A 22,819-nucleotide genomic window follows, 5' to 3' on the forward strand; every position below is an offset into this window, starting at 1 on the left:
CGGCGCAAATCTTCTCGCCGACGACGAAAGCAAAATTGAACTTTGGAAATTACCCGTTAATAATCTCTTCGCGGGTGCAGCATTTCCCGTTTCCAGGTCATTGAGGAGTTCGACTTGCCCATTTCCAAGATCCTTGTCGCCAACCGTTCCGAAATCGCCATCCGCGTGTTCCGCGCGGCCAATGAACTGGGGCTCAAAACGGTTGCGATATGGGCGGAGGAGGACAAACTGGCGCTGCACCGCTTCAAGGCGGACGAGAGCTACCAGATCGGCCGCGGCCCGCATCTGGCCCGCGACCTCGGCCCCATCGAAAGCTACCTTTCCATCGAGGAAGTGATCCGCGTCGCAAAGCTCTCCGGCGCCGACGCCATCCACCCCGGCTACGGCCTTCTGTCCGAAAGCCCGGAATTCGTCGATGCGTGCGATGCCGCCGGCATCACCTTCATCGGCCCGCGCCCGACCACCATGCGCCAGCTCGGCAACAAGGTGGCGGCGCGCAACCTCGCCATCTCCGTCGGCGTGCCGGTCGTGCCGGCCACCGAGCCGCTGCCGGATGACGAGCAGGAGATCCACCGCCTTGCCGCCGAGATCGGCTATCCCGTCATGCTCAAGGCCTCCTGGGGCGGCGGCGGGCGCGGCATGCGCGCCATCCGCGACCCGAAGGACCTCATCCGCGAGGTGACCGAGGCCAAGCGCGAGGCCAAGGCCGCCTTCGGCAAGGACGAGGTCTATCTGGAAAAGCTCGTCGAGCGCGCCCGCCACGTCGAAAGCCAGATCCTCGGCGACACGCACGGCAATGTCGTGCATCTCTTCGAGCGCGACTGCTCCATCCAGCGCCGCAACCAGAAGGTCGTCGAGCGCGCGCCCGCGCCCTATCTTTCGGATGCGCAGCGCCAGGAGCTCGCCGCCTATTCGCTGAAGATCGCCAAGGCGACCGACTATATCGGCGCCGGCACGGTCGAGTACCTGATGGATGCCGACACCGGCAAGTTCTACTTCATCGAGGTGAACCCGCGCATCCAGGTCGAGCACACCGTCACGGAGGTCGTGACCGGCATCGACATCGTCAAGGCGCAGATCCACATCCTCGACGGCTACGCCATCGGCACGCCGGAATCGGGCGTGCCGGCGCAGGAGAATATTCGCCTCAACGGCCATGCCCTCCAGTGCCGCATCACCACCGAGGACCCGGAGCAGAACTTCATCCCGGACTATGGCCGCATCACCGGCTATCGCTCGGCCGCCGGCTTCGGCATCCGCCTCGACGGCGGCACCGCCTATACCGGCGCCTACATCACCCGCTACTACGATCCGCTGCTGGTGAAGGTCACGGCCTCCGGCAGCACGCCGCTGGAAGCGATCAACCGCATGGACCGGGCGCTGCGCGAATTCCGCGTGCGCGGCGTCGCGACCAACCTCACCTTCCTCGAAGCGATCATCGGCCACGAGGCCTTCCGCAACAACAGCTACACCACCCGCTTCATCGACACGACGCCGGAGCTCTTCCAGCAGGTCAAGCGCCAGGACCGCGCGACGAAGCTGCTCACCTACCTCGCCGACGTCACCGTCAACGGCCATCCGGAGGCCAAGGGCCGTCCGAGGCCGCCGGCGGATGTGGCAAAGCCGGTCGTGCCCTATATCAACGGCGATATTCCCGCCGGCACCAAGCAGAAGCTCGACGAACTCGGCCCGAAGAAGTTCGGCGAATGGGTGCGCGGCGAAAGCCGGGTCTTCCTCACCGACACGACGATGCGCGACGGCCACCAGTCGCTGCTGGCGACCCGCATGCGCACGCATGACATCGCCCGCGTCGCCGGCACCTATGCAAGGGCCCTGCCGCAGCTCTTCTCGCTAGAATGCTGGGGCGGCGCGACCTTCGACGTCTCCATGCGCTTCCTCACGGAGGACCCGTGGGAGCGCCTTGCCCGCATCCGCGAGGATGCGCCGAACCTTCTCCTCCAGATGCTGCTGCGCGGGGCGAACGGCGTCGGCTACAAGAACTACCCAGACAATGTGGTGAAGTATTTCGTGCGGCAGGCGGCCAGGGGCGGCATCGACGTCTTCCGCGTCTTCGACTGCCTCAACTGGGTCGACAACATGCGCGTCTCGATGGACGCCGTCGCCGAGGAGAACCGCATCTGCGAGGCGGCGATCTGCTATACCGGCGATCTCCTCAACTCCGCCCGCCCGAAATACGATCTCAAATACTACACCGCCCTTGCCGGCGAGCTGGAAAAGGCCGGCGCGCACATGATCGCGGTGAAGGACATGGCGGGGCTCCTGAAGCCCGCCGCCGCGCGCGTGCTCTTCAAGGCGCTGCGCGAGGCGACGGACCTGCCGATCCATTTCCACACGCACGACACGTCGGGCATCGCTGCCGCGACCGTGCTCGCCGCCGTCGAATCCGGCGTCGATGTGGTGGATGCGGCGATGGACGCGCTTTCCGGCAACACGTCGCAGCCCTGTCTCGGCTCCATCGTCGAGGCGCTGAAGGGCACCGAGCGCGATCCGGGCCTCGATCCCGAATGGATCCGCCGCATCTCCTTCTACTGGGAGGCCGTGCGCTTCCAGTACGCCGCCTTCGAAAGCGACCTCAAGGGGCCGGCATCGGAAGTCTACCTGCACGAAATGCCGGGCGGCCAGTTCACCAACCTCAAGGAACAGGCCCGTTCGCTCGGCCTCGAAACCAAGTGGCATCGCGTCGCCCAGGCCTATGCCGACGCCAACCAGATGTTCGGCGATATCGTCAAGGTGACGCCCTCCTCCAAGGTGGTCGGCGACATGGCGCTGATGATGGTCTCCCAGGACCTTACGGTCGCCGACGTGGAGAACCCGGCCAAGGACATCGCCTTCCCGGATTCGGTGGTCTCCATGCTGCGCGGCGATCTCGGCCAGCCCCCGGGCGGCTGGCCGGCAGCTCTCCAGAAGAAGGCGCTGAAGGGCGAAGAACCCTATACGGCCGTGCCGGGCTCGCTGCTGCCGCCCGCCGATCTCGATGCCGAACGCAAGACCATCGAGGACAAGCTGGAACGCAAGGTCGACGATTTCGAGTTCGCCTCCTACCTGATGTATCCCAAGGTCTTCACCGACTATGCGATGGCCGTCGATACCTACGGCCCGGTCAGCGTGCTGCCGACGCCGGCCTATTTCTACGGGCTTGCGCCGGGCGAGGAGCTTCAGCCGGAGCTGGAAAAGGGCGTCTCCCTCGTCATCCTGCATCAGGCCAAGAGCGAGCCGGACGAGAAGGGCATGGTAAAGGTGTTCTTCGAGCTGAACGGCCAGCCGCGCCTCATCAAGGTACCGGACCGCAACCGCGCGGCCACCTCGGCCGCGCGCCGCAAGGCCGACAGCTGCAACGCCGCCCATCTCGGCGCGCCGATGCCGGGCGTCATCTCGACGGTCTCGGTCGCGGCCGGCCAGACGGTCAAGGCCGGCGACGTGCTGCTCTCCATCGAAGCGATGAAGATGGAGACGGCGCTCCACGCCGAGAAGGACGGCATGATCTCCGAGGTGCTGGTGCGCGCCGGCGACCAGATCGACGCCAAGGACCTCCTGATCGTCTACGGCGCCTGAGCCGGCCGGCGGCTTGAAAGCGGGAAACGGATATGGGATGGGACGAACCCCATCCCGTATTTCCATGAGAACGCAGGCTTTCCATGCGCTTCGTCATCCGCACCGCCGCTTCGGGCGATATCGCCGCCTTCACCGAAATCTACCGCGAATCCGTGCTGAACGGGGTCGCAAGCTATGAGATCGACCCGCCCTCGCTCGACGAGATGGCGGCGCGCTTTACGGCGATCACCGGCAAGGGCTATCCCTATATCGTCGCGGTGGAGCAGACGGGGCTCATCCTCGGCTATGCCTATGCCTCGGCCTTCCGCACGCGGCCGGCCTATCGCTGGCTCGTCGAGGATTCCGTCTATCTGGCGCCGGAAGCCCGCGGCAAGGGCATCGGCAGGGCGCTGCTTGCCGAGCTCATCCACCGCACCACGGACCTCGGCTTTCGCCAGATGGTGGCCGTGATCGGCGGGGCGCACCCCGCCTCCATCGCCGTCCACGCCGCCGCCGGCTTCGAGCACAGCGGCCGCCTGACGGCAACCGGCTTCAAGCACGGCCGCTGGCTGGACACGGTGTTCATGCAGCGCGCGCTCGGCGACGGGGCGGAGACGGAGCCGCCGATGGACATCTATCCGGAAACGATGGGATAAGGTCGGGCCGCCGAACGCACCGCGCCCCCTCGTCGGCGCCTGCCGTCTGCCTCTGCTCCCCGTCCCTGCTTCTGCCCTCTTCTCCGTCAAGCCAGAGCATGACGCTGGAGGGTGGGGCGAAGGTAGCGGGGAGGGTGTTGCGCCGGAAGCGTCTCACGTCTCGACGAGGCGCAGCACCTTGTCGAACACCTTCAGCACCTGGTTCAGCTCGTGGCCGCGCTTCAGGATGGTGCCGTGCTGGTTGATGACGCTGTAGGCGCCCTGCCTGGCGGCGAGCTTGGGATTCTTCTCGACACGATAGAGCGGCATTTCGCCGGAGCGCTTGAAGATGGAGAAGACCGCCCTGTCGCGCAGGTGGTCGATGGCGTAGTCGCGCCATTCGCCCTCGCCGACCATGCGGCCGTAGACCCACAGGATCGCATCGAGTTCCCGCCGATGGAAGGTCACCGGCAGCGGATCCTTGCTGCTGCGGTACTCCTTGAGGTCGACCACGACGTTGGACGCCTGCAAATCCGGCTGATCGGTCATCTAAACTCCGCACCTTCCTGTGACGGCTCGATGACAGTGTGCCTGAGCGGCGGCGAAATGCAAGGCGGGCGGACAGGCGGTGCACGGCGCCTTTCCCGCAAAAATCCGTTCCGCCGCATTTCAGACAAACCGACGCCCAAATTTAAAGGGAAAGTCCGCCCGTCGCCGCCGTGCCTGCCCCCGCCTCACGCGGAATCCGGTTCGGTACGGCAAGCGTCTGTCGAGGTTGCCTTGTATTCCGTTGCCGGCAGCTTCGTCCCGGTCCGGTCCGTGTTTCTTCGAACCCTCAAGCCCCAGCCCCTCGAGGAAGCCGGACCGGACCTCCCTTGAAAGCCCTTTCAGAGCGCGGACGGCCCCCCGGACAGGACCGTCGCGCCGAGGATCGCGCCGGGCGTATCGGCGCTCTTCATGCGCTGCAGCAGCACGGCGCAGCCGCCCGCCTTCTTTTTCTTCTTCAGCATGTCGGCCGGAAGCACCAGGTTGGTCTCCTTGCCTTCCCACATGCCGATCGTCTCCATGTCCGTCACGGCATGCCAGTAGTCGACCGTCTTGCCGCGGTTCTCGCCCTTGTCGATATCGATCCGGTGCTCGCGTTCGAAATAAGCGATGAGGATATTGGCCTTGCCCTCGCCGGGGCCGACGCGGATGCGCAATTCGTCGTTCTTCACCTCGGCCACGACCGGCACCTTCAGCCCCTTGCCTTCGCCGGACAGGGCGTCGATGCGGGTGCGGATGCCGGAAAGATCGGCGCCGTTGACGTGCTCGCGCCCGTTCAGCACGGCCTGCGGCGTGTAGACGCCGTTGCGGCCGAACATGCGGGCATAGGCATATTGCCGGTCGGTATTGTCCTTGGAGGCGAGCGTGTCCGCCCAGCCGAGATAGTTCCAGTAGTCGACGTGATAGGAGAGCGCCACGACGTCGCCCTCGCGCACCAGCGTCTCCAGCGCCTTGTCGGCGGGCGGGCAGGACGAGCAGCCCTGGCTGGTGAAGAGCTCGACCACGCCCTTGGGCTCGATGGATTCCTGCGCATGGGCGGTGCCGGCGCCCAGCGTCAGCAGGATCGCCAGACATTCCGGTATGTACGGTCTCGGCATGGTCATTTCCAATGAAGCGCGGCGCTGCGGCCAGCCTTTCCAGCCGTCATACGCCCTTGCCGCTTCAACGGGAAGTCACGATGGAGTGAGCCTTGCGGCCCGGAAACGAACGATGCCGGGGCTGGAGGGCCCCGGCATCGTGCATTTCAAACCCGAAAGGGATCAGGCGGCGAGATCGCGCAGAACCGTCTGCAGGATACCGCCGTTGTTGACGTAGGTGACCTCGTCCAGCGTATCGATGCGGCAGAGGATCGGAACGTCCTTCACCGTGCCGTCGGAATAGGTGATCTTGGCGATCTTCCGTTCGCGCGGCTTGATGTCGCCTTCCAGGCCCTCGATCGTCACCAGCTCGTCGCCCTTGAGGTCGAGCGTCGCCCAGGTCGTGCCCTCCTCGAAGACGAAGGGGATGACGCCCATGCCGACGAGGTTCGAGCGGTGGATGCGCTCGAAGGACTGCGCGATCACGGCCTTGACGCCGAGCAGGTTCGTGCCCTTGGCCGCCCAGTCGCGCGAGGAGCCGTTGCCGTATTCGACGCCGGCGAAGATGACGAGCGGAACGCCCTCCTCCTTGTACTTCATGGCCGCGTCGTAGATCGACATCTCTTCCTTGGAAGGATAGTGGATCGTGTAGCCGCCTTCCTTGCCGTTCGGGCCCAGCATGTGGTTGCGGATGCGGATATTGGCGAAGGTGCCGCGCATCATGACCTCATGGTTGCCGCGGCGCGTGCCGTACTGGTTGAAGTCCGCAACGCCGACGCCGTGGCCGATGAGGTAGGCACCGGCGGGCGAAGCCGCCTTGATCGAACCGGCCGGCGAGATGTGGTCGGTCGTGATCTTGTCGCCGAAGAGGCCGAGGACGCGCGCGCCCTTGATGTCGGAAACGCCCGCGCCGACCTTGCCCATGCCGACGAAGTAGGGCGGGTTCTGCACATAGGTCGACTGGTCGTCCCAGGCGTAGGTCTGGCCCGCCGGCACCTGCACGGCCTGCCAGTTGGCGTCGCCCTTGAAGACGTCGGCATACTTCGTGGCATAGAGCTCACGCGTGACGTACTTCATGATGAACTCCTGGATCTCCTTCGAGGAGGGCCAGATGTCCTTGAGGTAGACCGGGTTGCCGTCCCGGTCTTCGCCGAGCGGTTCCGTGGTGAGGTCCTTCTGGACCGAGCCGGCGAGCGCATAGGCGACGACGAGCGGCGGCGAGGCGAGGTAGTTCGCCTGCACGTCCGGCGAGATGCGGCCTTCGAAGTTACGGTTGCCGGAGAGCACGCCCGCGGCGATCAGGCCCTTGTCGTTGATCGTCTTGGAGATCGGCGCCGGCAGCGGGCCGGAATTGCCGATGCAGGTGGTGCAGCCGAAGCCGACGAGGTTGAAGCCGAGCTTGTCGAGGTCGGTCTGCAGACCCGACTTGGAAAGGTACTCGGCAACGACCTGCGATCCCGGTGCAAGCGAGGTCTTCACCCACGGCTTCGTCTTCAGGCCCCTGGCGACCGCGTTGCGGGCAAGCAGGCCGGCGGCGATCAGCACCGACGGGTTGGACGTGTTTGTGCAGGACGTGATGGCGGCAATGGCGACATCGCCGTGGCCGATATCATAGTCCGTGCCCTCGACGGCATAGCGGTTGGCGAGCTGACCCGGCTTCTTGTAGTCGTTTTCGAGCGACGCGGCGAAGCCGGAAGCGATGTTTTCCAGCGGGATGCGGCCTTCCGGGCGCTTCGGGCCGGCCATGGACGGCACGACGTCGCCGAGGTCGAGTTCCAGCGTATCGGTGAAGACGAGGTCGGAGCCGTCGCCGTCACGCCACATGCCCTGGGCCTTGGAGTAGGCTTCGACGAGGGCGATGCGCTGCTCGTCGCGGCCGGACATGGTGAGGTAGTTGACGGTTTCGGCATCGACCGGGAAGAAGCCGCAGGTCGCGCCGTATTCCGGGCCCATATTGCCGATCGTCGCGCGGTCGGCGAGCGTCATGTTGTCGAGGCCGGGGCCGAAGAATTCGACGAACTTGGAGACGACGCCCTTCTTGCGCAGCATCTGCACGACCATCAGCACGAGGTCGGTCGCCGTCACGCCTTCCTTGAGCTTGCCGGTCAGCTTGAAGCCGATGACTTCCGGCAGGAGCATGGAAACGGGCTGGCCGAGCATGGCCGCTTCCGCCTCGATGCCGCCGACGCCCCAGCCGAGAACGCCGAGGCCGTTGATCATGGTCGTGTGGCTGTCCGTGCCGACACAGGTATCCGGGTAGGCGACGATCTCGCCGTCTTCTTCCTTGGTCCAAACGGTCTGGCCCAGATATTCCAGATTGACCTGGTGACAGATGCCGGTGCCGGGCGGAACGACGCGGAAGTTCTTGAACGCCTGCTGGCCCCATTTCAGGAAGCGGTAGCGCTCGCCGTTGCGCTGGTATTCCAGCTCCACGTTGCGGGCGAAGGCGGTCGGCGTGCCGAACTCGTCGACGATGACGGAGTGGTCGATGACGAGGTCGACGGGAACGAGCGGGTTGATCTTCTCGGGGTCGCCGCCGAGCGAGACCATCGCGTCGCGCATGGCCGCAAGGTCGACGACGGCGGGAACGCCGGTGAAGTCCTGCATCAGAACGCGCGCCGGGCGATAGGCGATCTCGTTTTCGACCGTGCCCTTGTTCGTCAGCCATTCGGCGACGGCGAGGATGTGGTCCTTCGTGACGGAGCGGCCGTCCTCGAAGCGCAGCAGGTTCTCAAGAAGCACCTTCATCGAGTAGGGGAGCTTCGAGACGCCGGCAAGGCCGTTCGCTTCAGCCTTGGGCAGGCTGTAATACACATAGTCGGTGCCGTTGACCGTGAGGGTCGAACGACAATTGAAACTGTCTAGGGATTTGGACACTTTATACCCCGTTCCGTCTGGTCGCCAGAAAGCTGACGTACGAACGCCCGTGCGCGTTTAGCGCGAATGGGATGCGGGTGCGGCCATTTCCGCTGTCCGTACGCGGAAATCATTCCCGTGTTCGGCGCTTGGATGAAATTCACGCCGACCGCTGGCGTGTTGCGGGCGTTATAGATAATTTCTAAGGAACGATCCAGAGCGCGTTCGCGCAAATCGGGACAATTTTTTTGCATTGCGACCAAGGTCGTAAAGGGAAAGTGAAGCATCATGCGGCTCGTCGCCGAGGGGTTGAGCGCCACGCGCGGCGAGGACCTGATTTTCCGCGATATCGCCTTTGAAATCGCCGGCGGCGAAGCCCTGGTCGTCAAGGGCCCGAACGGTTCCGGCAAGTCGACGCTGCTGCGCGTGCTGGCAGGCCTCCTGCCGGCCCGCTCGGGCTCGGCGAAACTCCTTGCTGCACCGCACGCAGCCGAGCGGCTCAGTGAGGCCGCGCACTATCTCGGCCACCGCAACGCGATGAAGCGGGAGCTCACCGTCGAGGAGAACCTTTCCTTCTGGAAGACCTTCCTCGGCGACATGGCCGGCGGGGCGGGCGTCCCGGTCGAGGAAGCCGTAGAGGCGGTCGGCCTCGGCGGCATCGCCCATCTGCCCTTCGGCTACCTTTCCGCCGGCCAGCAGCGCCGCATGGCCATGGCCAAGCTGCTGGTCGCCTGGCGTCCCGTCTGGATCCTCGACGAGCCGACCGCCGCGCTCGATGCCGCTGCGGAAGACATGTTCGCCGGCCTCGTCACCGCCCACCTTGCCCGCGGCGGCATCGCCATCGCCGCCACGCACCAGCCGCTTGGGTTGGAAGGCGTGCAGGAGTTGAGGATGACGGGCTTTGCCGGGGTGGCGGAGGAGGTGTGGTGATGGGCGTGCAAGTAGCCACCCCCCTCTGCCCTGCCGGGCATCTCCCCCTCAAGGGGGGAGATTGGCAAGCGGCGAAGCCCCGCCAAACGCAAACCTTGAAAACCCGGAAATGCCGGCCCTCCCAGTCAATCTCCCCCCTTGAGGGGGAGATGCCCGGCAGGGCAGAGGGGGGTAAGCCAAATCCGCTTCGCCCGGAGGCGCAAGCATGATCGCCCTCCTTGCCCGCGACCTGAAACTCTCGGTCCGCGCCGGCGGCGGCGCGCTGATCGGCGTCCTCTTCTTCATGACGGTCGTCGCCGTCATCCCCTTCGGCGTCGGGCCGGACCTCAACCTTCTCTCGCGCATCGGCCCCGCCATCCTGTGGATCGGCGCGCTGCTGGCCTCCCTCCTCGGCCTCGACCGGCTGTTCCAGGCCGAGCGCGAGGACGGCTCGCTCGACCTCCTCCTGATGCAGGAGACGCCGCTGGTGCTGACGGTCTTCGTCAAGTGTGTCGCGCACTGGATCGCGACCGGCCTGCCGCTCGTCATCGCCTCGCCGCTCCTCGGCCTCTTCATGAACATGGACGAGGTGGCGATCGGCGCGACGGCGCTGACGCTGCTGGCCGGCACGCCCGCCATCACCTTCATCGGCGCGGCGGGGGCGGGGATTGCCGTGGCGCTGCCGCGCGGAGGCCTGCTCGTCTCCATCCTCGTGCTGCCGCTCGCCATTCCCGTGCTGATCTTCGGGGTGAGCGCGGTCTATGCGGCCATCGAGGACCCCGCCCCTTTCCTGCCGCCTTTCCTCATTCTGATCGCGCTCAACCTGTTCTTCGCCGTCATCGGCCCGCTGGCCGCGGCCGCGGCCCTTCGCCTTTCGAGCGACTGACGCACCGGCTGCGGCAATGTGATTGCCGCAGATCAATTGAAGAGGCGGGCCTGACACGTTAAAGAACCAGTCGTCACGTTGAAGGGCAGCCATGAGCGAACCGAGCCTTGCCATCCGCAACTTCAGCGACCTCGCCAACCCGACGCGGTTCCTGGCGCTGGTCGCCGTCCTCTGGCCGTGGCTTGCCGGGCTGACGCTCTGTCTCTTCGCGGCCGGGCTCTACCTCTCCTTCACGACGGAGGGCGACTACCAGCAGGGCGAGACGGTGCGCATCATGTATGTGCATGTGCCGGCCGCCTGGCTCTCGATGATGTGCTATACGGTGATGGCGCTTTCCGCGCTCGGCACGCTCGTCTGGCGCCATCCGCTCGCCGACGTCTCGGCCAAGGCCGCAGCCCCCATCGGCGCCGGCTTCACCTTCCTCGCCCTCGTCACCGGCTCGCTCTGGGGCAAGCCGATGTGGGGGACTTGGTGGGTGTGGGATGCGCGGCTCACCTCCGTCTTCGTGCTCTTCCTGATGTATCTCGGCCTCATCGCCCTCAACCGCGCCATGGACGATCCGGCGCGGGCGGCAAAGGTCAGCGCCGTCCTCATCCTCGTCGGCTTCGTCAACATCCCGATCATAAAATTCTCCGTCGAATGGTGGAACACGCTGCACCAGCCGGCGAGCGTCGTCAGGATGGGCGGGCCGACCATCGACCCGGAATTCCTGCACCCGCTCCTCATCATGGCGGTCGCCTTCACCCTGCTCTTCTTCACGCTGCACATCCTCGCCATGCGCAACGAGATCCTGCGCCGGCGCATCGCGGTGCTGCGCCGCCATGCCGCCCGCGCCGCCGGCCGCAAGAAAGGCGCCGCATGAGCCATACCTTCTACGTCGCGGTCTCCTATATCGCCGCCTTCGCCGTCAGCTTCGGCCTCGTCGCCTGGGTCTGGCTCGACCACCGCGCCCGCCAGCGCGAGCTGGCGCAACTCGAAGCCGCCGGCATCCGCCGCCGCTCCGACCGGAGCGAGGCCGCGCAATGAGCAAGAGCGAAGGCAATGCCGCAGGCGGCGGCACGCGCATGCGCATCGTCCTTGCCGCGCTGCCGCTCGCCGTCTTCATCGCCCTTGCGCTGATCTTCTGGACGCAGCTCAATTCCGGCCGCGACATTTCCGAAATTCCCTCGGCGCTGATCGGCACCAAGGCGCCGTGGCGCGACCTCGATCCGCTCGCCGGCGCGACGAAGGACGGCGCGCCCGTTCCGGCCCTGACGACGCAAACCGCCAGGGGCAAGCTGACGCTCGTCAATTTCTGGGCGTCCTGGTGCGTGCCGTGCCGGCAGGAGCACCCCGTCATCCTGCAGCTCTCGAAGGACCCGCGCATCACCGTCGTCGGCGTCAACTACAAGGACGGCGCGGAGAACGCGCTGCGTTTCCTCGGCGAGCTCGGCAACCCCTTCTCGGCCATCGGCCTCGATCCGGCCGGCCGGATGGCGATCGACTGGGGCGTCTACGGCATCCCGGAATCCTACCTCGTCGGCCCGGACGGCACGATCCTCTACAAGCGCGTCGGCCCCTTCGACGACAAGAGCCTCAAGGAAGGCCTCTATCCCGCCATCGAGAAGGCGCTGGGCAAGCCCGCCGCCTGATATGAAAAGGCCGGCGAAGACGCCGGCCTCAGCTTATTGAAATTTCCCTCACCGCCTTCGTCATCCTCGGGCTCGACCCGAGGATCCACAGACGTGCTCGGAGCATGGATGGTCGGGTCAAGCCCGACCATGACGACGGAGGGCTGGGCGGCGCCTGGCCGTCAGCGAGGGCTTCCGCCCCCGATCAGCCCATGCGCTCGGAGGCGTAAGAGCCCGGCGACGGCGGGAAGACGATGGTCTTGTTGCCGTTCATGAAGACGCGGTGGTGGATGTGGGCGTGCACGGCGCGGGCAAGCACCTGGCTTTCCACGTCCCGGCCGATGGAGACATAATCCTCCGCCGACTGCGCATGGGTGATGCGCGCGACGTCCTGCTCGATGATCGGGCCTTCGTCGAGGTCTTCCGTCACATAGTGCGCCGTCGCGCCGATCAGCTTCACGCCGCGCTCGAAGGCCTGCTTGTAGGGGTTGGCACCCTTGAAGGACGGCAGGAACGAGTGGTGGATGTTGATGATGCGGCCCGACATCTTCTTGCAGACGGCATCGGACAGGACCTGCATGTAGCGGGCGAGCACGATGAGCTCGGCGCCGGACTGTTCGACCACCTCCATGAGGCGGGCTTCGGCCTGCGGCTTGTTCTCCTTCGTCACCTTGATGTGGTAGAAGGGGATGTCGTGGTTGACGATGACCTTCTGGTAATCGAAGTGGTTGGAGACGACGCCGACGATGTCGATCGGCAGCGCGCCGATCTTCCAGCGGTAGAGCAGGTCGTTGAGGCAGTGGCCGAAGCGCGAGACCATGAGCAGCACCTTCATGCGCTCATCGCTGTCGTTGAAGCGCCAGGTCATGCCGAAGGGCTTGGCGACGGGGGCAAAGCCCGCCTTGATATCCTCTTCCGGCACGCCTTCCTGGGAAAGGAAGGTGAGGCGCATGAAGAAGAGACCCGTTTCCAGATCGTCGAACTGCGACGAGTCGGAGATGTAACACCCCTTCTCGGCGAGATATCCCGTGATCGCGGCGACGATGCCGCGGGTCGATTTGCACGTTACGGTCAGCACATGGCTCTTCATCGGTTCTCTTCTCGCGTTCGGCCGACGGCGGCTGGGCCGGCGATCCCCTGTGGCGCATATTTCAGGCCGCTTGCCCCTGCGCAAGCCCCTGCAATGGCGAAAAGCTACGCTGCCTCTTGTCGCGAATCCTTCCGGTTCGCGACATTCAGTGCATCGAAAATGCCAACGGGCCCTTCCGGTGAAAATCGTGCTGGACACTATTATGGACACATGTTCTATAAAATGGACAGATTCGACGGGAGCACGCCATGCATCTTTCCATGTGGACCTACCCCTGGGACGTTCAGGACCAGGGACTTGCGGCGCTTACCGCCGACCTTTCCGGCCGCGCCGGCCTCAATACGGTGAGCCTTGCGACCTCCTACCATGCCGGCCGCTTCCTCCAGCCGAGAAGCCCCGCGCAGAAAGCCTATTTCCCGGAAGACGGCACGGTCTATTTCCGCCCCGACGAAACGCTCTGGCAGGGAAAGGCGATCCGCCCGCTGATGGCGCGGAACGTCGCCGAGCGCGGCGACATGCTGGACGCGCTGACGAAGGCGCGGGCTGAGACCGGCCTCAAGGTCTCCTGCTGGACGGTCTGCCTGCACAACACGCGCCTCGGCATGCTCCATCCCGAACACGTCACCCGCAACGCCTTCGGCAATGCCAACCACTACAATCTCTGCCCCTCCAGCCCGGCGGCGCGCGACTATGTCGTCACGCTCGTCCGCGATATCACGACGAATTACAAGCCGGACATGCTGGAGCTGGAGAGCCCGAACTTCATGGGCTTTGCGCACGAGTACCACCACGAAAAGGACGGCGTCGGCCTCAATGCCGAGGACGACTTCCTGCTCTCGCTCTGCTTCTGCGACCATTGCACCGCGCGCGCGCAAAAGGCCGGCGTCCCGGTCGAGGGCGCACGCAGGACCGTCGCCCGCTTCATCGCGGAACTCTGCGAGCGCGCCGTGCCGGAAAGGCAGTTCCCCGATTTCCCGGATGCCGGCATCGACGCCTTCCGCGACCACCCGGACCTCCATGCCTTCCTTTCCTGGCGCAGCGAGCCGGTGACGAGCCTGATCGGCGAGATCAAGGCGGCGGCCGATCCGGCAACGCGCATCGTGCTGATCGACCTGAAAGACGGCTGGCTCGGCGGCGTCGACCTTGCGGCGGTCGGCAGGCTCTGCGACGGGGCGATCCTCTGCTGCTACGACATGACGCCGGAGGCCGTCGGCGATGTCATCCGCACCGGCCGCGCGCTGCTCGGTCCGGACAGGTTCCTCGGCCTCGGCCTTCGTGTCTTCTATCCGGAGGTGGACGGGCCGGACATCCTCGCCGCCCGCACGAAAAGCGCCGTCGACGCGGGCGCCGACGGCGTGAACTTCTACAATTACGGCCTCATCCCGGCAAAGCGCCTCGATTGGGTGCGCGAGGCGGTCGCGGCGATCAGCCGCTGATCGGCTCGGCGACCTGGATCAGGCAGTCGCCGGCCTGGCTGTCGGTGTGCAGCCGGTGGGAGATGACGATGCCGCCCTCGGCAAAGCGCAGCTCTTCCTCCGGCTGCTCCAGCCGTTCGAGGTCGTGATACCGGCCGGCAAGGTCGCCGGCCGCAACCCGCGCACCAAGAGGCACCGTCGGCTCGAACCAGCCGCGCCGGTCCGCATAGATGCCCTGGCTGTGCCGCGAGAGCGAAAGAAGCTGCAGGGCTGGCGGCGGCGGGAGAGCTTCCCGCGAGAGGACGGGCGCGTCCGCAATGCCGAGCGCCATCAGCAGCCGGTCGATCGCCGCCGCGGTGAAGGCCATGCTCTCCGGCGTCACCGTGCCGCCCCCGCCGAACTCGCCGGAAAGGCCGATGGTGCCGGCCCTACCCGCCGCGCCCATCGAGGTCGGCGCCGCCGGCCCGTTGTCGGCGATGAAGGCGTGGGCCGCGCCCATCGCCCGCATCAGCGCGACGGAACGCTCGAAGCGCGCGCTATCGGCCTGCCGTTCGATCAGCGTACAGGCAAGATGCACCATGGAGGTGCCGCCCGAATGAAGGTCCAGCACCGCATCGTGGGCCGGGAAAAGCGTGTGCTCGAGGAAATGGGCGAGCCGCGCCGTCGGCGTGCCTGCGGGATCGCCGGGAAAGGCGCGGTTGAGATTGCCGCCGTCGAAGGGCGAGCAGCGCTTCGCCGCCATCACCGCCGGCAGGTTCGCCATCGGCAGGATAGTGACGGCGCCGCGGATCTTCGAGACATCGAGCAGGCGCATCAGCCGGCCGAGCTGGAGCTCGCCCTCATATTCGTCCCCGTGGTTGCCGGCCATCAGGAGGAGGCTCGGCCCCGCGCCGTTCTTCAGGCGCAGGATAGGAATGCGGATCTGGTAGTAGGGCGAGCGGTCGACCGAATAGGGAATGGCGAGATGCCCGGCCTGCCGGCCGTCCGCCGCAAGATCGATCGGGTTGACGAGGCCGCTGTGCATGGTCAGAGCGCCGCGACGGCGGTCATCTCGACGCGCAGGTCCGGATCGGCAAGGCGCGCCTCGACGCAGGCCCGGGCCGGCGGATTGGCCGGATCGATCCAGGCATCGTAGACGCCGTTCATCGCGTCGAAATCGACGATGGCCGGCAGGAAGACATTGACGGCGAGGAGCTTCGAACGGTCCGTGCCGGCTTCCTTCAGAAGGGCGTCGATCTTACCGAGCACGTCGCGCGTCTGGCTCTCGATGCCGGCCTTACGATCTTCCGCGACCTGGCCGGCAATGTAGACGAGCCCGCCATGGCTGACGGCCTGGCTCATGCGCGAACCCTTCTGGTAACGCTGGATCATGGGTGGTTTCCTTTCTTCATGGGGAGGATCAGCCGAAGCTGGTGAGATAGGCCGTCGTGACCGCGTGGTCCGGGTCGAGGCCGTAGAGGATGGCGTGCCGGTCGAGGCAGGTGCAGGGATGGGAGATGCCGAACTCCACCACGTCACCGACGGCGACGTCGCTGCCGGCCGGCACCGTGACGAAGGCGTGCTGGTCGTTGAGGCGCTGCACCTCGGCCCCGGCGAGATCGGCAAGGCGCGCGCCGTCCCGGTAGAGCGCCAGCGGCCGCGGCAGGCCCTGGTCCATCGCGACGTCGCGAAGGCCCATGCCGCAGATCGCAAGCCCCGGCTCGGGCCGCGACAGCACCTCGGCCCAGACGCGCAGCGCCGGCCGGAAACCCTTCGCGGCGGAATGGATCGCACCGCCGAAGCTAAAACCCTGCCGCGCGTCTAGCCCGGCAAGGCCGCGCTCGTAGATGCCGTGATCGTGGAAGAAGATCGCCCCGCTGCGCAGCACCAGCCGGCAATCGGGATCGGCGGCGACCGCGCCGGAAAGCCCCTCGACCACCCGGTCGAAGAAGACCGACCCGCCCGCCGTCACGAGAAGCGGGCGTTCGTTGCCGATACGGGCGCGCACCTTTGGCAGGAAGGCCGCGGTCATTTGCATCAGCCCGTCGATCCGCCGCAGCGTCTCGTCCGCGTCCGCGGTAGCGGCCGCGCCCTCATAGGCGGCGATGCCGGTCAGCCGGAAGGTTGCCGTCTCGGCAGCAAGGATTGCGTCAAGGATGGCCTCCGCCGCTTCAATGCTGCGCGCGCCGGCGCGGCCGGCGCCGAATTCCACCAGCAGGCCGAGCGGCGGCAGGTCCGCCCGCTCCGCCCAGGCGGCGCGCAGGGCTTCCGCGAGCGCGACGGAATCGACGAAGACATGCACCTCCGCCTCGGGGTAACCGGACAGAAGGGCCGCGAGGCGGCGGGCGGCGGCAGGGCCGCCGATCTCGTTGGCAAGGATCAGCCGGCGCTGGCTCGCCTTGAGGAGAACGGCGGCCTGCCGGATATCGGCGACCGTCGTGCCCCAGGCGCCCGCCGCAAGCAACGCGCCGGAAAGCGCCGTCGACATCGGCGTCTTGGCGTGGGGCGCGATCTCGACGCGACGGTCCTTCACATAGGCCATCATCTGTTCGACATTGCCGGCGAAGGCCCTTTGGTCGAGCGAGATCAGCGGCAGCGCCATCCTGCCGTCATAGGGTTTCCAGCCCCTTCCGCCGATGGCATCGAGCGGCAAGGGCGCATGGCCGGGCGGAAAGCCGCGGATACGGTCGTCGATCAGCGGATTGCCGGTTTCGGTCGCATGAAGGTCAGACATGGCGTTCTCCCATCCCGAGGCGATAGGCCTCGTCGGCGGTGGTGAAGAAGATGGCGCGCTGCTCGTCGGGCGAGAGCGGCGCGGCGAGGTCGCGGAACACGGCATAGACCGCGTCGAAGGTGGCATGAAGGCCGGCGACCGGGAAATCGCTGGCGAACATGGCGCGCGCCGGGCCGAAGCAATCGAGGCAATGCGAAATCACGGGCCCGAGGCTTTCCGGCGTCCAGTCGTTGTCGTAGGCGACGAGGTCGGAGATCTTCAGCCGCACGTTCGGCTCGCGGCCAAGGGCGCGAAGGCCGCTGCGCCACAGCGCCATGCCCTCCGCCGTCCGGTCCGCCGGGCTGCCACCGTGGTTGAGCACGAAGAGGAGTTCCGGAAAGGCGCGGACAAGCTCCACGGCCTCGTCCATCTGCCAGGGATAGAGCATCAGGTCGAAGACGAGGCCATGGCGGGAAAGGCGGCCAAGGCCGGCCCTCCAGACGGGGTCGGCCATGCGGTGCGGGCGCGGGGCAAAACTCTTGCCCGGCTCCGGGTGCCAGCTCACGATATCGCGGATGCCGGCGACATTGGGGTTGGCCGCCTCCGCCTCGATCAGGCGCGCCGCATCGGGACTGTCGAGCGGCACGCGTGCGACGTAACGCTTCGCGATGCCGGAGGAACGGTCGAGGCCGCCGAGCCAGCGGCTTTCCTCCAGCGGATGGGCGTCGGACCAGCCGGCCTCGACATGCACGGTGGCGACGACGTTCTGGTTTGCGGCATCCCGCCGGTAATCCTCCACGCCGTAATCCCGCAGGATCGGCGCGAGGCCGCCGTAGACCATCTCGCCGCCCCCGCCTCGCGCCTTCTCCAGCCAGGGATGGCGGCGCAGCGAGAGGTCCCAGAGATGGTGGTGCGGGTCGATGACCGGCCCGTCATAGCGGCCTGTCATCGCCGCGCCTCACGGCCGGAAACGAGCAGCAGCGCGAGGATCAGCGTGCCGAACATGATCGAGCGCCAGCCGGGCGAGGCATTGACGACGGTGATCAGCGCCGTGGTCGTGACGAGCAGGATGGCGCCGGGAATGGTGCCGGCATAGGTCCCCCGCCCGCCGAGGATGGAGGTGCCGCCGAGGACCACGGCGGCGATCGACGTCAGCAGATAGGGATCGCCGATGCCGACATAGCCCTGCCGATTCATGCCGAGCACGAGGATGCCGGCGAGGCCGGCGAAGAAGCCGGAAAGCGCATAGAGGATCAGCGTGTTGCGCGTGACGCTGACGCCGGAAAGCCGGGCGGCAAGCGGATTGGCGCCGAGCGCGAGGAACCGCGCGCCGATCGGCATGCGGTGGATGAGGAGCAGCACCGCCGCCGAGACGACCACCCAGAGGATGACGCCGGCCGGGATGCCGAACGGCCGGGCCTGCCCGAGCAGGATGACGGCGGGATTGCTGACCGTGACGGCGCTGCCGCCGGCGACGATGACGAGAAGACCCTGAAGGAAGGTCGCCATGGCGAGCGTCATGATGATCGGCGGCACGCGCAGATAGGCCGCGCCCGCACCGTTGAGGACGCCGATGCCGGTTGCGATGGCGAGCGCCAGCACGATGCCGGCAAGGCCGGTCGGATCCCAGGCAGGCGAGAGGAGCGGCAGCAGGATCGCCGTCACGGTGATGACCGCGCCGACGGAAAGGTCGATGCCGCCCATCAGGATGACGAGCGTCTGCCCGGCCGCGACGATGCCGATGACGGCGGCAAGCTCCAGAAGGTAGCGCAGGTGCCCGTAGGCGCCGAAGCCGTGCAGCGTGAGGCTCGCGACGAGCCAGACGAGGGCCACCAGCACGAAAGTCAGCAGCGGCGGGTTGCGGAACAGGGATCTGACAGCGTTCATCGCCTTGCCCTCCAGGCACCGAGAAGTTCCGGCACCGCGACGGCGCCGACGATGATGAGCCCCTGCGCCACATATTGCGCGACCGGCGGAAAGCCGAGGAAGAACATCACGTTGATCATGACCGAGAGCAGCAGGCTGCCGCAGATCGCCCCGCGCATCGTGCCCTTGCCGCCGAGGAAGCCGACACCGCCGAGCACGGCCGCGGCGATGGAGTTGAGCGTAAAGGGCGTGCCGATGATCGGGTCGCCCGAGCCGGTCTGCGCGGCGACGAAGAGGCCGGCCAGCGCGGCAAGCAGGCCGGAGAGCGCGAAGGCGACGACCTTCGCCCGCTCGACCGGCACGCCGGAGCGGAAAGCGCCGACCGGGTTGTCGCCGGCCGCATAGATGCCGAGGCCGAGCGGCGTGGCGAGGAACGCCTTCCAGCCGAGGAGGATGACGACGAGCAGCAGGAAGGCGACGGGCGTGTGGCCGGCAAGCCCATTCGAAAGCCAGTCCGGGATGAAGCCGCCCGGGCGCGGCAGGAGGATCAGCGCGACGCCGGTGATGATGAAGGAGCCGGCGAGCGTGACGATGATCGCCGGCAGCCTGAGATGCGCGACGATGACGCCCGTGACCGCGCCGATGGCAAGGCCGGCGAGCGCGACGGCGACAAAGCCGCCCGGCACGCCGAAAACACCCTCCATGGTGGTCGCCGCAATCACCGCGCCGAGGCTGACGAGCGGTCCGATAGCGAGCGTGATGCCGCCGTTGAGCATCAGGAGCGCCTGCGCCATGGTGACGAGGGCGAGCGGGAACCAGTTCTGCGTGAACTTGGAAAAGCCGCCGACGGAGAGGATGCCGGGAAAGAGCACGGCATAGAGGACAAGGAAGGCGGCAACGACGAGATAGAGGCCGCCGAGGCCGCGGTTGCGGCGCTTCTGGATGGCGCCGTAGAGCCAGCCGGTGGACGAAACAGCGCTCATGCGGCCGCTCCTTTTCTGTCGATGCCCATGGCCGCGCCGACGATGGCCTCCTCGGTGATCGCATCCCCGGAAAGCCGCGCGGCGACCTCGCCCTCGCGCAGGATGACGACGCGGTCGCAGAGATGCACGAGCTCCGGCGTATCGGAGCTGGCGAGGATGACGAGCCGGCCCTCGGCGGCAAACGCGCGCAGCATGAGGTAGATTTCCCGCTTCGTCTCGATGTCGACGCCGCGGGTCGGGTCGTTGAGGAGCAGGACGGCCGGATCGAGCGGCAGCCACTTGGCGAGCGCCACCTTCTGCTGGTTGCCGCCCGAAAGCGCCTGCACCGGCCGGGCGACGTCGCCCTTGATGGTCAGCCGCCGGGCGAGATCGGCGATCAGTCCCGTTTCGGCTGCGCGGTCGCGCAGGCCCCCGCGCGCAAGCCGGCCGAGCGAGGGCAGGATGAGGTTCGAGGCGATGGAATGGGGCAGCACCAGCCCCTCGTGCTTGCGGTCCGCCGGCACATAGACGATGCCGGCGGCATTGGCCGCGCCGACATGGGCGGGAAGGCCGGGTTTCCCGCAGACCTCCGCCTTCCCGGCCCCGGCGGGAATGGCGCCGTAGAGGCCGAGCAGCAGGTCTTCCTGCCCCTGCCCCACCAGCCCGCCGATGCCGACGATCTCGCCGGCGCGGGCCGAAAAGCCGATATTGCGCACGAGGCCGGCGGAAAAGCCCTCGACGCTGATGCGCAGCGCGCCGGCGGAAGGCGCGGGGCGCGGCGGGAAGAGATCGCCCGTCTTACGGCCGACCATCAGGCGCACCAGCCCCTCGCCGTCGATGCCGTCGAGCGACTGGTCGGCGGTGACGCCGCCGTCCTTCAGCACCGTGACATGCGAACAGAGCGCCTGCACCTCGTTGAGGCGGTGGGAAATATAGAGAAGCGCCGTGCCGCGGTCGCGCAGCGTCCCGATGAGGCCCGCGAGGATGCCGGCCTCGTGGGCGGAAAGCGAGGAGGTCGGCTCGTCGAGGATGAGCACGCGCGGCTTGCGGTAGAGCGCCTTGGCGATCTCCACCATCTGCCGGCGGCCGAGGGCGAGATCGGCGACGGGCATGTCGAGCGGTTCGATGAGGCCCACCAGGTCGCAGACCTCCCGAACGCCGCGATGAAGCGCGGCATAGTCGATGAGGCCGAAGCGGCGCGGAAAGGCACCAAGGCCGATATTCTCGGCGATGGAAAGGTCCGCCGTCAGGCTCAGTTCCTGCTGCACCACGGCGATGCCGGCCGCACGGGCGGCGGCCGGGCTGAAGCGCCCGGCCGGCCGGCCGTCCACGAGGATGGCGCCGCTGTCCGGCTGGAGGGCGCCGGACAGGAGGTTGATCAATGTGGATTTCCCGGCCCCGTTCTCGCCGAGCAGGGCGTGAACCCTGCCCGGCCGAAGGGCGATGTCCACGCCCTTGAGAACGGGATTGCCGAAGAACCCCTTGAACACCTGCCGGGCTTCCAGCAGGGGCGTTGCATCCGTCATGGCGGCGTCCTTTGCGGGCTTTTACTGCGCGAGCAGCTTGTCGAACAGCGCCTGGTCGTAGTCCGAGTAGATGTAGCCGTCGGCCGGGAACTGGTCCGCACGGGCAAGGTAGCTGTCGATATTGCTGTCGTCGATGACCGGCAGCGGCACCTTGACGAAGGCCGGCACGTCCTTGCCTTCCAGCGCCTGCACTGCGGTATAGACCGAGAGGGCGCCGAGCCAGTTCGGCTGCATGGTGGCCCAGCCCTTGAGGCCCTTTTCCTTCCACAGTTCCAGGAACTGGCGGGCGTTCTCGCCGGTGATCGGCACCTGGTCGCGGCCCTGGCGGTCGAAGGCCATGACGGAGCCGGCCGAAAGCGCACCGCCGAGCGAGAGCACGCCGTCGATCTCCGGATTGGCGAAGAGCAGGCTCGTCATCGCTTCCTGCGCGGGGGCGACGTTGTATTCGGTGTTCGTCTCGGTGATGATTTCGAGGCCCGGATTGGCGTCGAGCACCGGCTGGGCGCCCTTGCGGCGGTCGTCGCTGACGGAGATGCCGGCCGGGCCGTTCATGACGATGATCTTGCCCTTGCCGCCGAGCTGGTCGGAGAGCCACTTGGCAGCGCCCGCACCCCATTCGCCCGAATCGGTGTTGATCTTCGCCGTCACCTTGTCGGTGTTGACGAGGCTGTCGAAGTTGACGACGGCGATGCCCTTGTCGCAGGCATCCGAGATGACGCGGTCGAGCGCGTTGGACGAGCCGGCGATGACGACGATGGCGTCGACATTGGCGTCGATCATCGACTGGATGTGCTGAATCTGCGTCTGGGCGTTGCCCTGCGCGTCCGTGATCATCAGATCCTTCACGAGGCCGGCCTTCTTCAGCTCCTCCACCTCGGCCGAGATCGTGCCCTCGGTCTGCTTCATCCAGGTCGGCACGGAATAGATGTTCGCCCAGCCGATCGTATAGGGCGCCTTGCGGTCGCCCTTGATGCAGTTCGCCGCGGCCGATGCCGTGCCGGCGCTGAAGGCGAGAAGGGTCGCGGCGGCAGCAGCACCGGCGAGGAGGCGGCTGCGCAGCGAGGCGGTATTTGCGGATTTCTTCATGTCGATCCCCTTTTCATTGCGGCAGCAGGAACGGGCTTGCCATCCGTCTTTGTCCAATATAATGTACATATGATCTTTATACCGGACGACGCGATCTTATGCCGATTTTTCC

General features: G+C 66.7%; 20 protein-coding genes. 8 read left to right on the forward strand and 12 right to left on the reverse strand.

Annotation, left to right across the window (positions count from 1 at the left end):
- Window positions 1-114 precede the first annotated feature (114 nt).
- Together pyc and HNQ66_RS14520 are read left to right on the forward strand one after the other, a co-directional pair.
- A complete protein-coding gene (gene pyc, locus HNQ66_RS14515; RefSeq protein ID WP_184144877.1) occupies window positions 115-3,573 on the forward strand; it encodes a pyruvate carboxylase in 3,459 nt (1,152 codons plus the stop codon).
- Between the two features lie 83 nt (window positions 3,574-3,656).
- Window positions 3,657-4,208, forward strand: a complete 552-nt coding sequence (locus HNQ66_RS14520; RefSeq protein ID WP_184144878.1) for a GNAT family N-acetyltransferase — start codon at window positions 3,657-3,659, stop codon at window positions 4,206-4,208.
- Between the two features lie 153 nt (window positions 4,209-4,361).
- Here HNQ66_RS14520 and HNQ66_RS14525 read toward each other — a convergent pair whose 3' ends face one another.
- From HNQ66_RS14525 to acnA, 3 genes are all read right to left on the reverse strand, one after another.
- Window positions 4,362-4,736 carry a DUF2794 domain-containing protein gene (locus HNQ66_RS14525; RefSeq protein ID WP_184144879.1) on the reverse strand — a complete coding sequence of 125 codons (375 nt, stop codon included), beginning with the start codon at window positions 4,734-4,736 and terminating at the stop codon, window positions 4,362-4,364.
- Between the two features lie 338 nt (window positions 4,737-5,074).
- Complete coding sequence (locus HNQ66_RS14530) at window positions 5,075-5,830, reverse strand: DUF1223 domain-containing protein (RefSeq protein WP_184144880.1); 756 nt, start codon at window positions 5,828-5,830, stop codon at window positions 5,075-5,077.
- Window positions 5,831-5,992: 162 nt separating this feature from the next.
- The gene (gene acnA / locus HNQ66_RS14535) at window positions 5,993-8,686 is read right to left on the reverse strand and encodes an aconitate hydratase AcnA (RefSeq protein ID WP_184144881.1); all 2,694 of its coding nucleotides are present in this window, start codon (window positions 8,684-8,686) and stop codon (window positions 5,993-5,995) included.
- A gap of 267 nt (window positions 8,687-8,953) precedes the next feature.
- Between acnA and ccmA the strand changes: the two genes are divergently transcribed.
- The 5 genes from ccmA (at window position 8,954) to HNQ66_RS14560 (ending at window position 12,091) form a co-directional block, all read left to right on the forward strand.
- Window positions 8,954-9,595, forward strand: a complete 642-nt coding sequence (gene ccmA / locus HNQ66_RS14540; protein WP_184144882.1) for a heme ABC exporter ATP-binding protein CcmA — start codon at window positions 8,954-8,956, stop codon at window positions 9,593-9,595.
- Between the two features lie 205 nt (window positions 9,596-9,800).
- Window positions 9,801-10,460 (forward strand): heme exporter protein CcmB, encoded by a 660-nt coding sequence (gene ccmB, locus HNQ66_RS14545; protein ID WP_184144883.1) that lies wholly within the window; start codon window positions 9,801-9,803, stop codon window positions 10,458-10,460.
- Between the two features lie 91 nt (window positions 10,461-10,551).
- A complete protein-coding gene (locus HNQ66_RS14550) occupies window positions 10,552-11,322 on the forward strand; it encodes a heme ABC transporter permease (RefSeq protein ID WP_184144884.1) in 771 nt (256 codons plus the stop codon).
- Window positions 11,319-11,486 (forward strand): heme exporter protein CcmD, encoded by a 168-nt coding sequence (gene ccmD, locus HNQ66_RS14555; RefSeq protein ID WP_184144885.1) that lies wholly within the window; start codon window positions 11,319-11,321, stop codon window positions 11,484-11,486. Before HNQ66_RS14550 ends, ccmD begins: the two co-directional genes overlap by 4 nt.
- The gene (locus tag HNQ66_RS14560) at window positions 11,483-12,091 is read left to right on the forward strand and encodes a DsbE family thiol:disulfide interchange protein (RefSeq protein ID WP_184144886.1); all 609 of its coding nucleotides are present in this window, start codon (window positions 11,483-11,485) and stop codon (window positions 12,089-12,091) included. Before ccmD ends, HNQ66_RS14560 begins: the two co-directional genes overlap by 4 nt.
- A 184-nt stretch (window positions 12,092-12,275) precedes the next feature.
- On the opposite strand, the gene purU is transcribed toward HNQ66_RS14560, so the two are convergent.
- Window positions 12,276-13,160, reverse strand: coding sequence for a formyltetrahydrofolate deformylase (gene purU, locus HNQ66_RS14565; protein ID WP_184144887.1), 885 nt, complete (start codon window positions 13,158-13,160; stop codon window positions 12,276-12,278).
- Between the two features lie 248 nt (window positions 13,161-13,408).
- On the opposite strand from purU, the gene HNQ66_RS14570 reads away from it, so the two are divergent.
- Window positions 13,409-14,596, forward strand: a complete 1,188-nt coding sequence (locus tag HNQ66_RS14570) for a hypothetical protein (protein ID WP_184144888.1) — start codon at window positions 13,409-13,411, stop codon at window positions 14,594-14,596.
- On the opposite strand, the gene HNQ66_RS14575 is transcribed toward HNQ66_RS14570, so the two are convergent.
- From HNQ66_RS14575 to HNQ66_RS14610, 8 genes are read right to left on the reverse strand one after another with little or no spacing between them, the layout of a single operon-like run.
- On the reverse strand, window positions 14,586-15,599 hold the full coding sequence (locus tag HNQ66_RS14575; RefSeq protein WP_184144889.1) for a succinylglutamate desuccinylase/aspartoacylase family protein: 1,014 nt from the start codon (window positions 15,597-15,599) through the stop codon (window positions 14,586-14,588). The genes HNQ66_RS14570 and HNQ66_RS14575 overlap by 11 nt on opposite strands.
- A 2-nt stretch (window positions 15,600-15,601) precedes the next feature.
- Entirely contained in the window at window positions 15,602-15,946 is a 345-nt protein-coding gene (locus HNQ66_RS14580; RefSeq protein ID WP_184144890.1) for a RidA family protein, read from the reverse strand.
- Between the two features lie 28 nt (window positions 15,947-15,974).
- Window positions 15,975-17,288 carry an alanine racemase gene (locus tag HNQ66_RS14585; RefSeq protein WP_184144891.1) on the reverse strand — a complete coding sequence of 438 codons (1,314 nt, stop codon included), beginning with the start codon at window positions 17,286-17,288 and terminating at the stop codon, window positions 15,975-15,977.
- The gene (locus HNQ66_RS14590) at window positions 17,281-18,216 is read right to left on the reverse strand and encodes an amidohydrolase family protein (protein ID WP_184144892.1); all 936 of its coding nucleotides are present in this window, start codon (window positions 18,214-18,216) and stop codon (window positions 17,281-17,283) included. The genes HNQ66_RS14585 and HNQ66_RS14590 overlap by 8 nt, the downstream gene beginning before the upstream one ends.
- Window positions 18,213-19,154 carry an ABC transporter permease gene (locus HNQ66_RS14595; protein WP_184144893.1) on the reverse strand — a complete coding sequence of 314 codons (942 nt, stop codon included), beginning with the start codon at window positions 19,152-19,154 and terminating at the stop codon, window positions 18,213-18,215. Before HNQ66_RS14595 ends, HNQ66_RS14590 begins: the two co-directional genes overlap by 4 nt.
- The gene (locus HNQ66_RS14600; protein WP_184144894.1) at window positions 19,151-20,116 is read right to left on the reverse strand and encodes an ABC transporter permease; all 966 of its coding nucleotides are present in this window, start codon (window positions 20,114-20,116) and stop codon (window positions 19,151-19,153) included. The genes HNQ66_RS14595 and HNQ66_RS14600 overlap by 4 nt, the downstream gene beginning before the upstream one ends.
- On the reverse strand, window positions 20,113-21,621 hold the full coding sequence (locus tag HNQ66_RS14605; RefSeq protein WP_184144895.1) for a sugar ABC transporter ATP-binding protein: 1,509 nt from the start codon (window positions 21,619-21,621) through the stop codon (window positions 20,113-20,115). The genes HNQ66_RS14600 and HNQ66_RS14605 overlap by 4 nt, the downstream gene beginning before the upstream one ends.
- Window positions 21,622-21,642: 21 nt before the next feature.
- Window positions 21,643-22,776, reverse strand: a complete 1,134-nt coding sequence (locus tag HNQ66_RS14610; RefSeq protein ID WP_184144896.1) for an ABC transporter substrate-binding protein — start codon at window positions 22,774-22,776, stop codon at window positions 21,643-21,645.
- Window positions 22,777-22,819 lie beyond the last annotated feature (43 nt).

The sequence above is a fragment of the Shinella fusca genome (assembly GCF_014203155.1).
Taxonomy (GTDB): domain Bacteria; phylum Pseudomonadota; class Alphaproteobacteria; order Rhizobiales; family Rhizobiaceae; genus Shinella; species Shinella fusca.

Excerpts from the sequence above, each read along its gene's own strand:
- HNQ66_RS14520 (WP_184144878.1), top strand. The coding sequence starts at position 3,657 with ATGCGCTTCGTCATCCGCACCGCCGCTTCGGGCGATATCGCCGCCTTC.
- HNQ66_RS14525 (WP_184144879.1), bottom strand. The coding sequence starts at position 4,736 with ATGACCGATCAGCCGGATTTGCAGGCGTCCAACGTCGTGGTCGACCTC.
- HNQ66_RS14530 (WP_184144880.1), bottom strand. The coding sequence starts at position 5,830 with ATGCCGAGACCGTACATACCGGAATGTCTGGCGATCCTGCTGACGCTG.
- ccmA (WP_184144882.1), top strand. The coding sequence starts at position 8,954 with ATGCGGCTCGTCGCCGAGGGGTTGAGCGCCACGCGCGGCGAGGACCTG.
- ccmB (WP_184144883.1), top strand. The coding sequence starts at position 9,801 with ATGATCGCCCTCCTTGCCCGCGACCTGAAACTCTCGGTCCGCGCCGGC.
- HNQ66_RS14550 (WP_184144884.1), top strand. The coding sequence starts at position 10,552 with ATGAGCGAACCGAGCCTTGCCATCCGCAACTTCAGCGACCTCGCCAAC.
- ccmD (WP_184144885.1), top strand. The coding sequence starts at position 11,319 with ATGAGCCATACCTTCTACGTCGCGGTCTCCTATATCGCCGCCTTCGCC.
- HNQ66_RS14560 (WP_184144886.1), top strand. The coding sequence starts at position 11,483 with ATGAGCAAGAGCGAAGGCAATGCCGCAGGCGGCGGCACGCGCATGCGC.
- purU (WP_184144887.1), bottom strand. The coding sequence starts at position 13,160 with ATGAAGAGCCATGTGCTGACCGTAACGTGCAAATCGACCCGCGGCATC.
- HNQ66_RS14570 (WP_184144888.1), top strand. The coding sequence starts at position 13,409 with ATGCATCTTTCCATGTGGACCTACCCCTGGGACGTTCAGGACCAGGGA.
- HNQ66_RS14575 (WP_184144889.1), bottom strand. The coding sequence starts at position 15,599 with ATGCACAGCGGCCTCGTCAACCCGATCGATCTTGCGGCGGACGGCCGG.
- HNQ66_RS14580 (WP_184144890.1), bottom strand. The coding sequence starts at position 15,946 with ATGATCCAGCGTTACCAGAAGGGTTCGCGCATGAGCCAGGCCGTCAGC.
- HNQ66_RS14585 (WP_184144891.1), bottom strand. The coding sequence starts at position 17,288 with ATGTCTGACCTTCATGCGACCGAAACCGGCAATCCGCTGATCGACGAC.
- HNQ66_RS14590 (WP_184144892.1), bottom strand. The coding sequence starts at position 18,216 with ATGACAGGCCGCTATGACGGGCCGGTCATCGACCCGCACCACCATCTC.
- HNQ66_RS14595 (WP_184144893.1), bottom strand. The coding sequence starts at position 19,154 with ATGAACGCTGTCAGATCCCTGTTCCGCAACCCGCCGCTGCTGACTTTC.
- HNQ66_RS14600 (WP_184144894.1), bottom strand. The coding sequence starts at position 20,116 with ATGAGCGCTGTTTCGTCCACCGGCTGGCTCTACGGCGCCATCCAGAAG.
- HNQ66_RS14605 (WP_184144895.1), bottom strand. The coding sequence starts at position 21,621 with ATGACGGATGCAACGCCCCTGCTGGAAGCCCGGCAGGTGTTCAAGGGG.
- HNQ66_RS14610 (WP_184144896.1), bottom strand. The coding sequence starts at position 22,776 with ATGTACATTATATTGGACAAAGACGGATGGCAAGCCCGTTCCTGCTGC.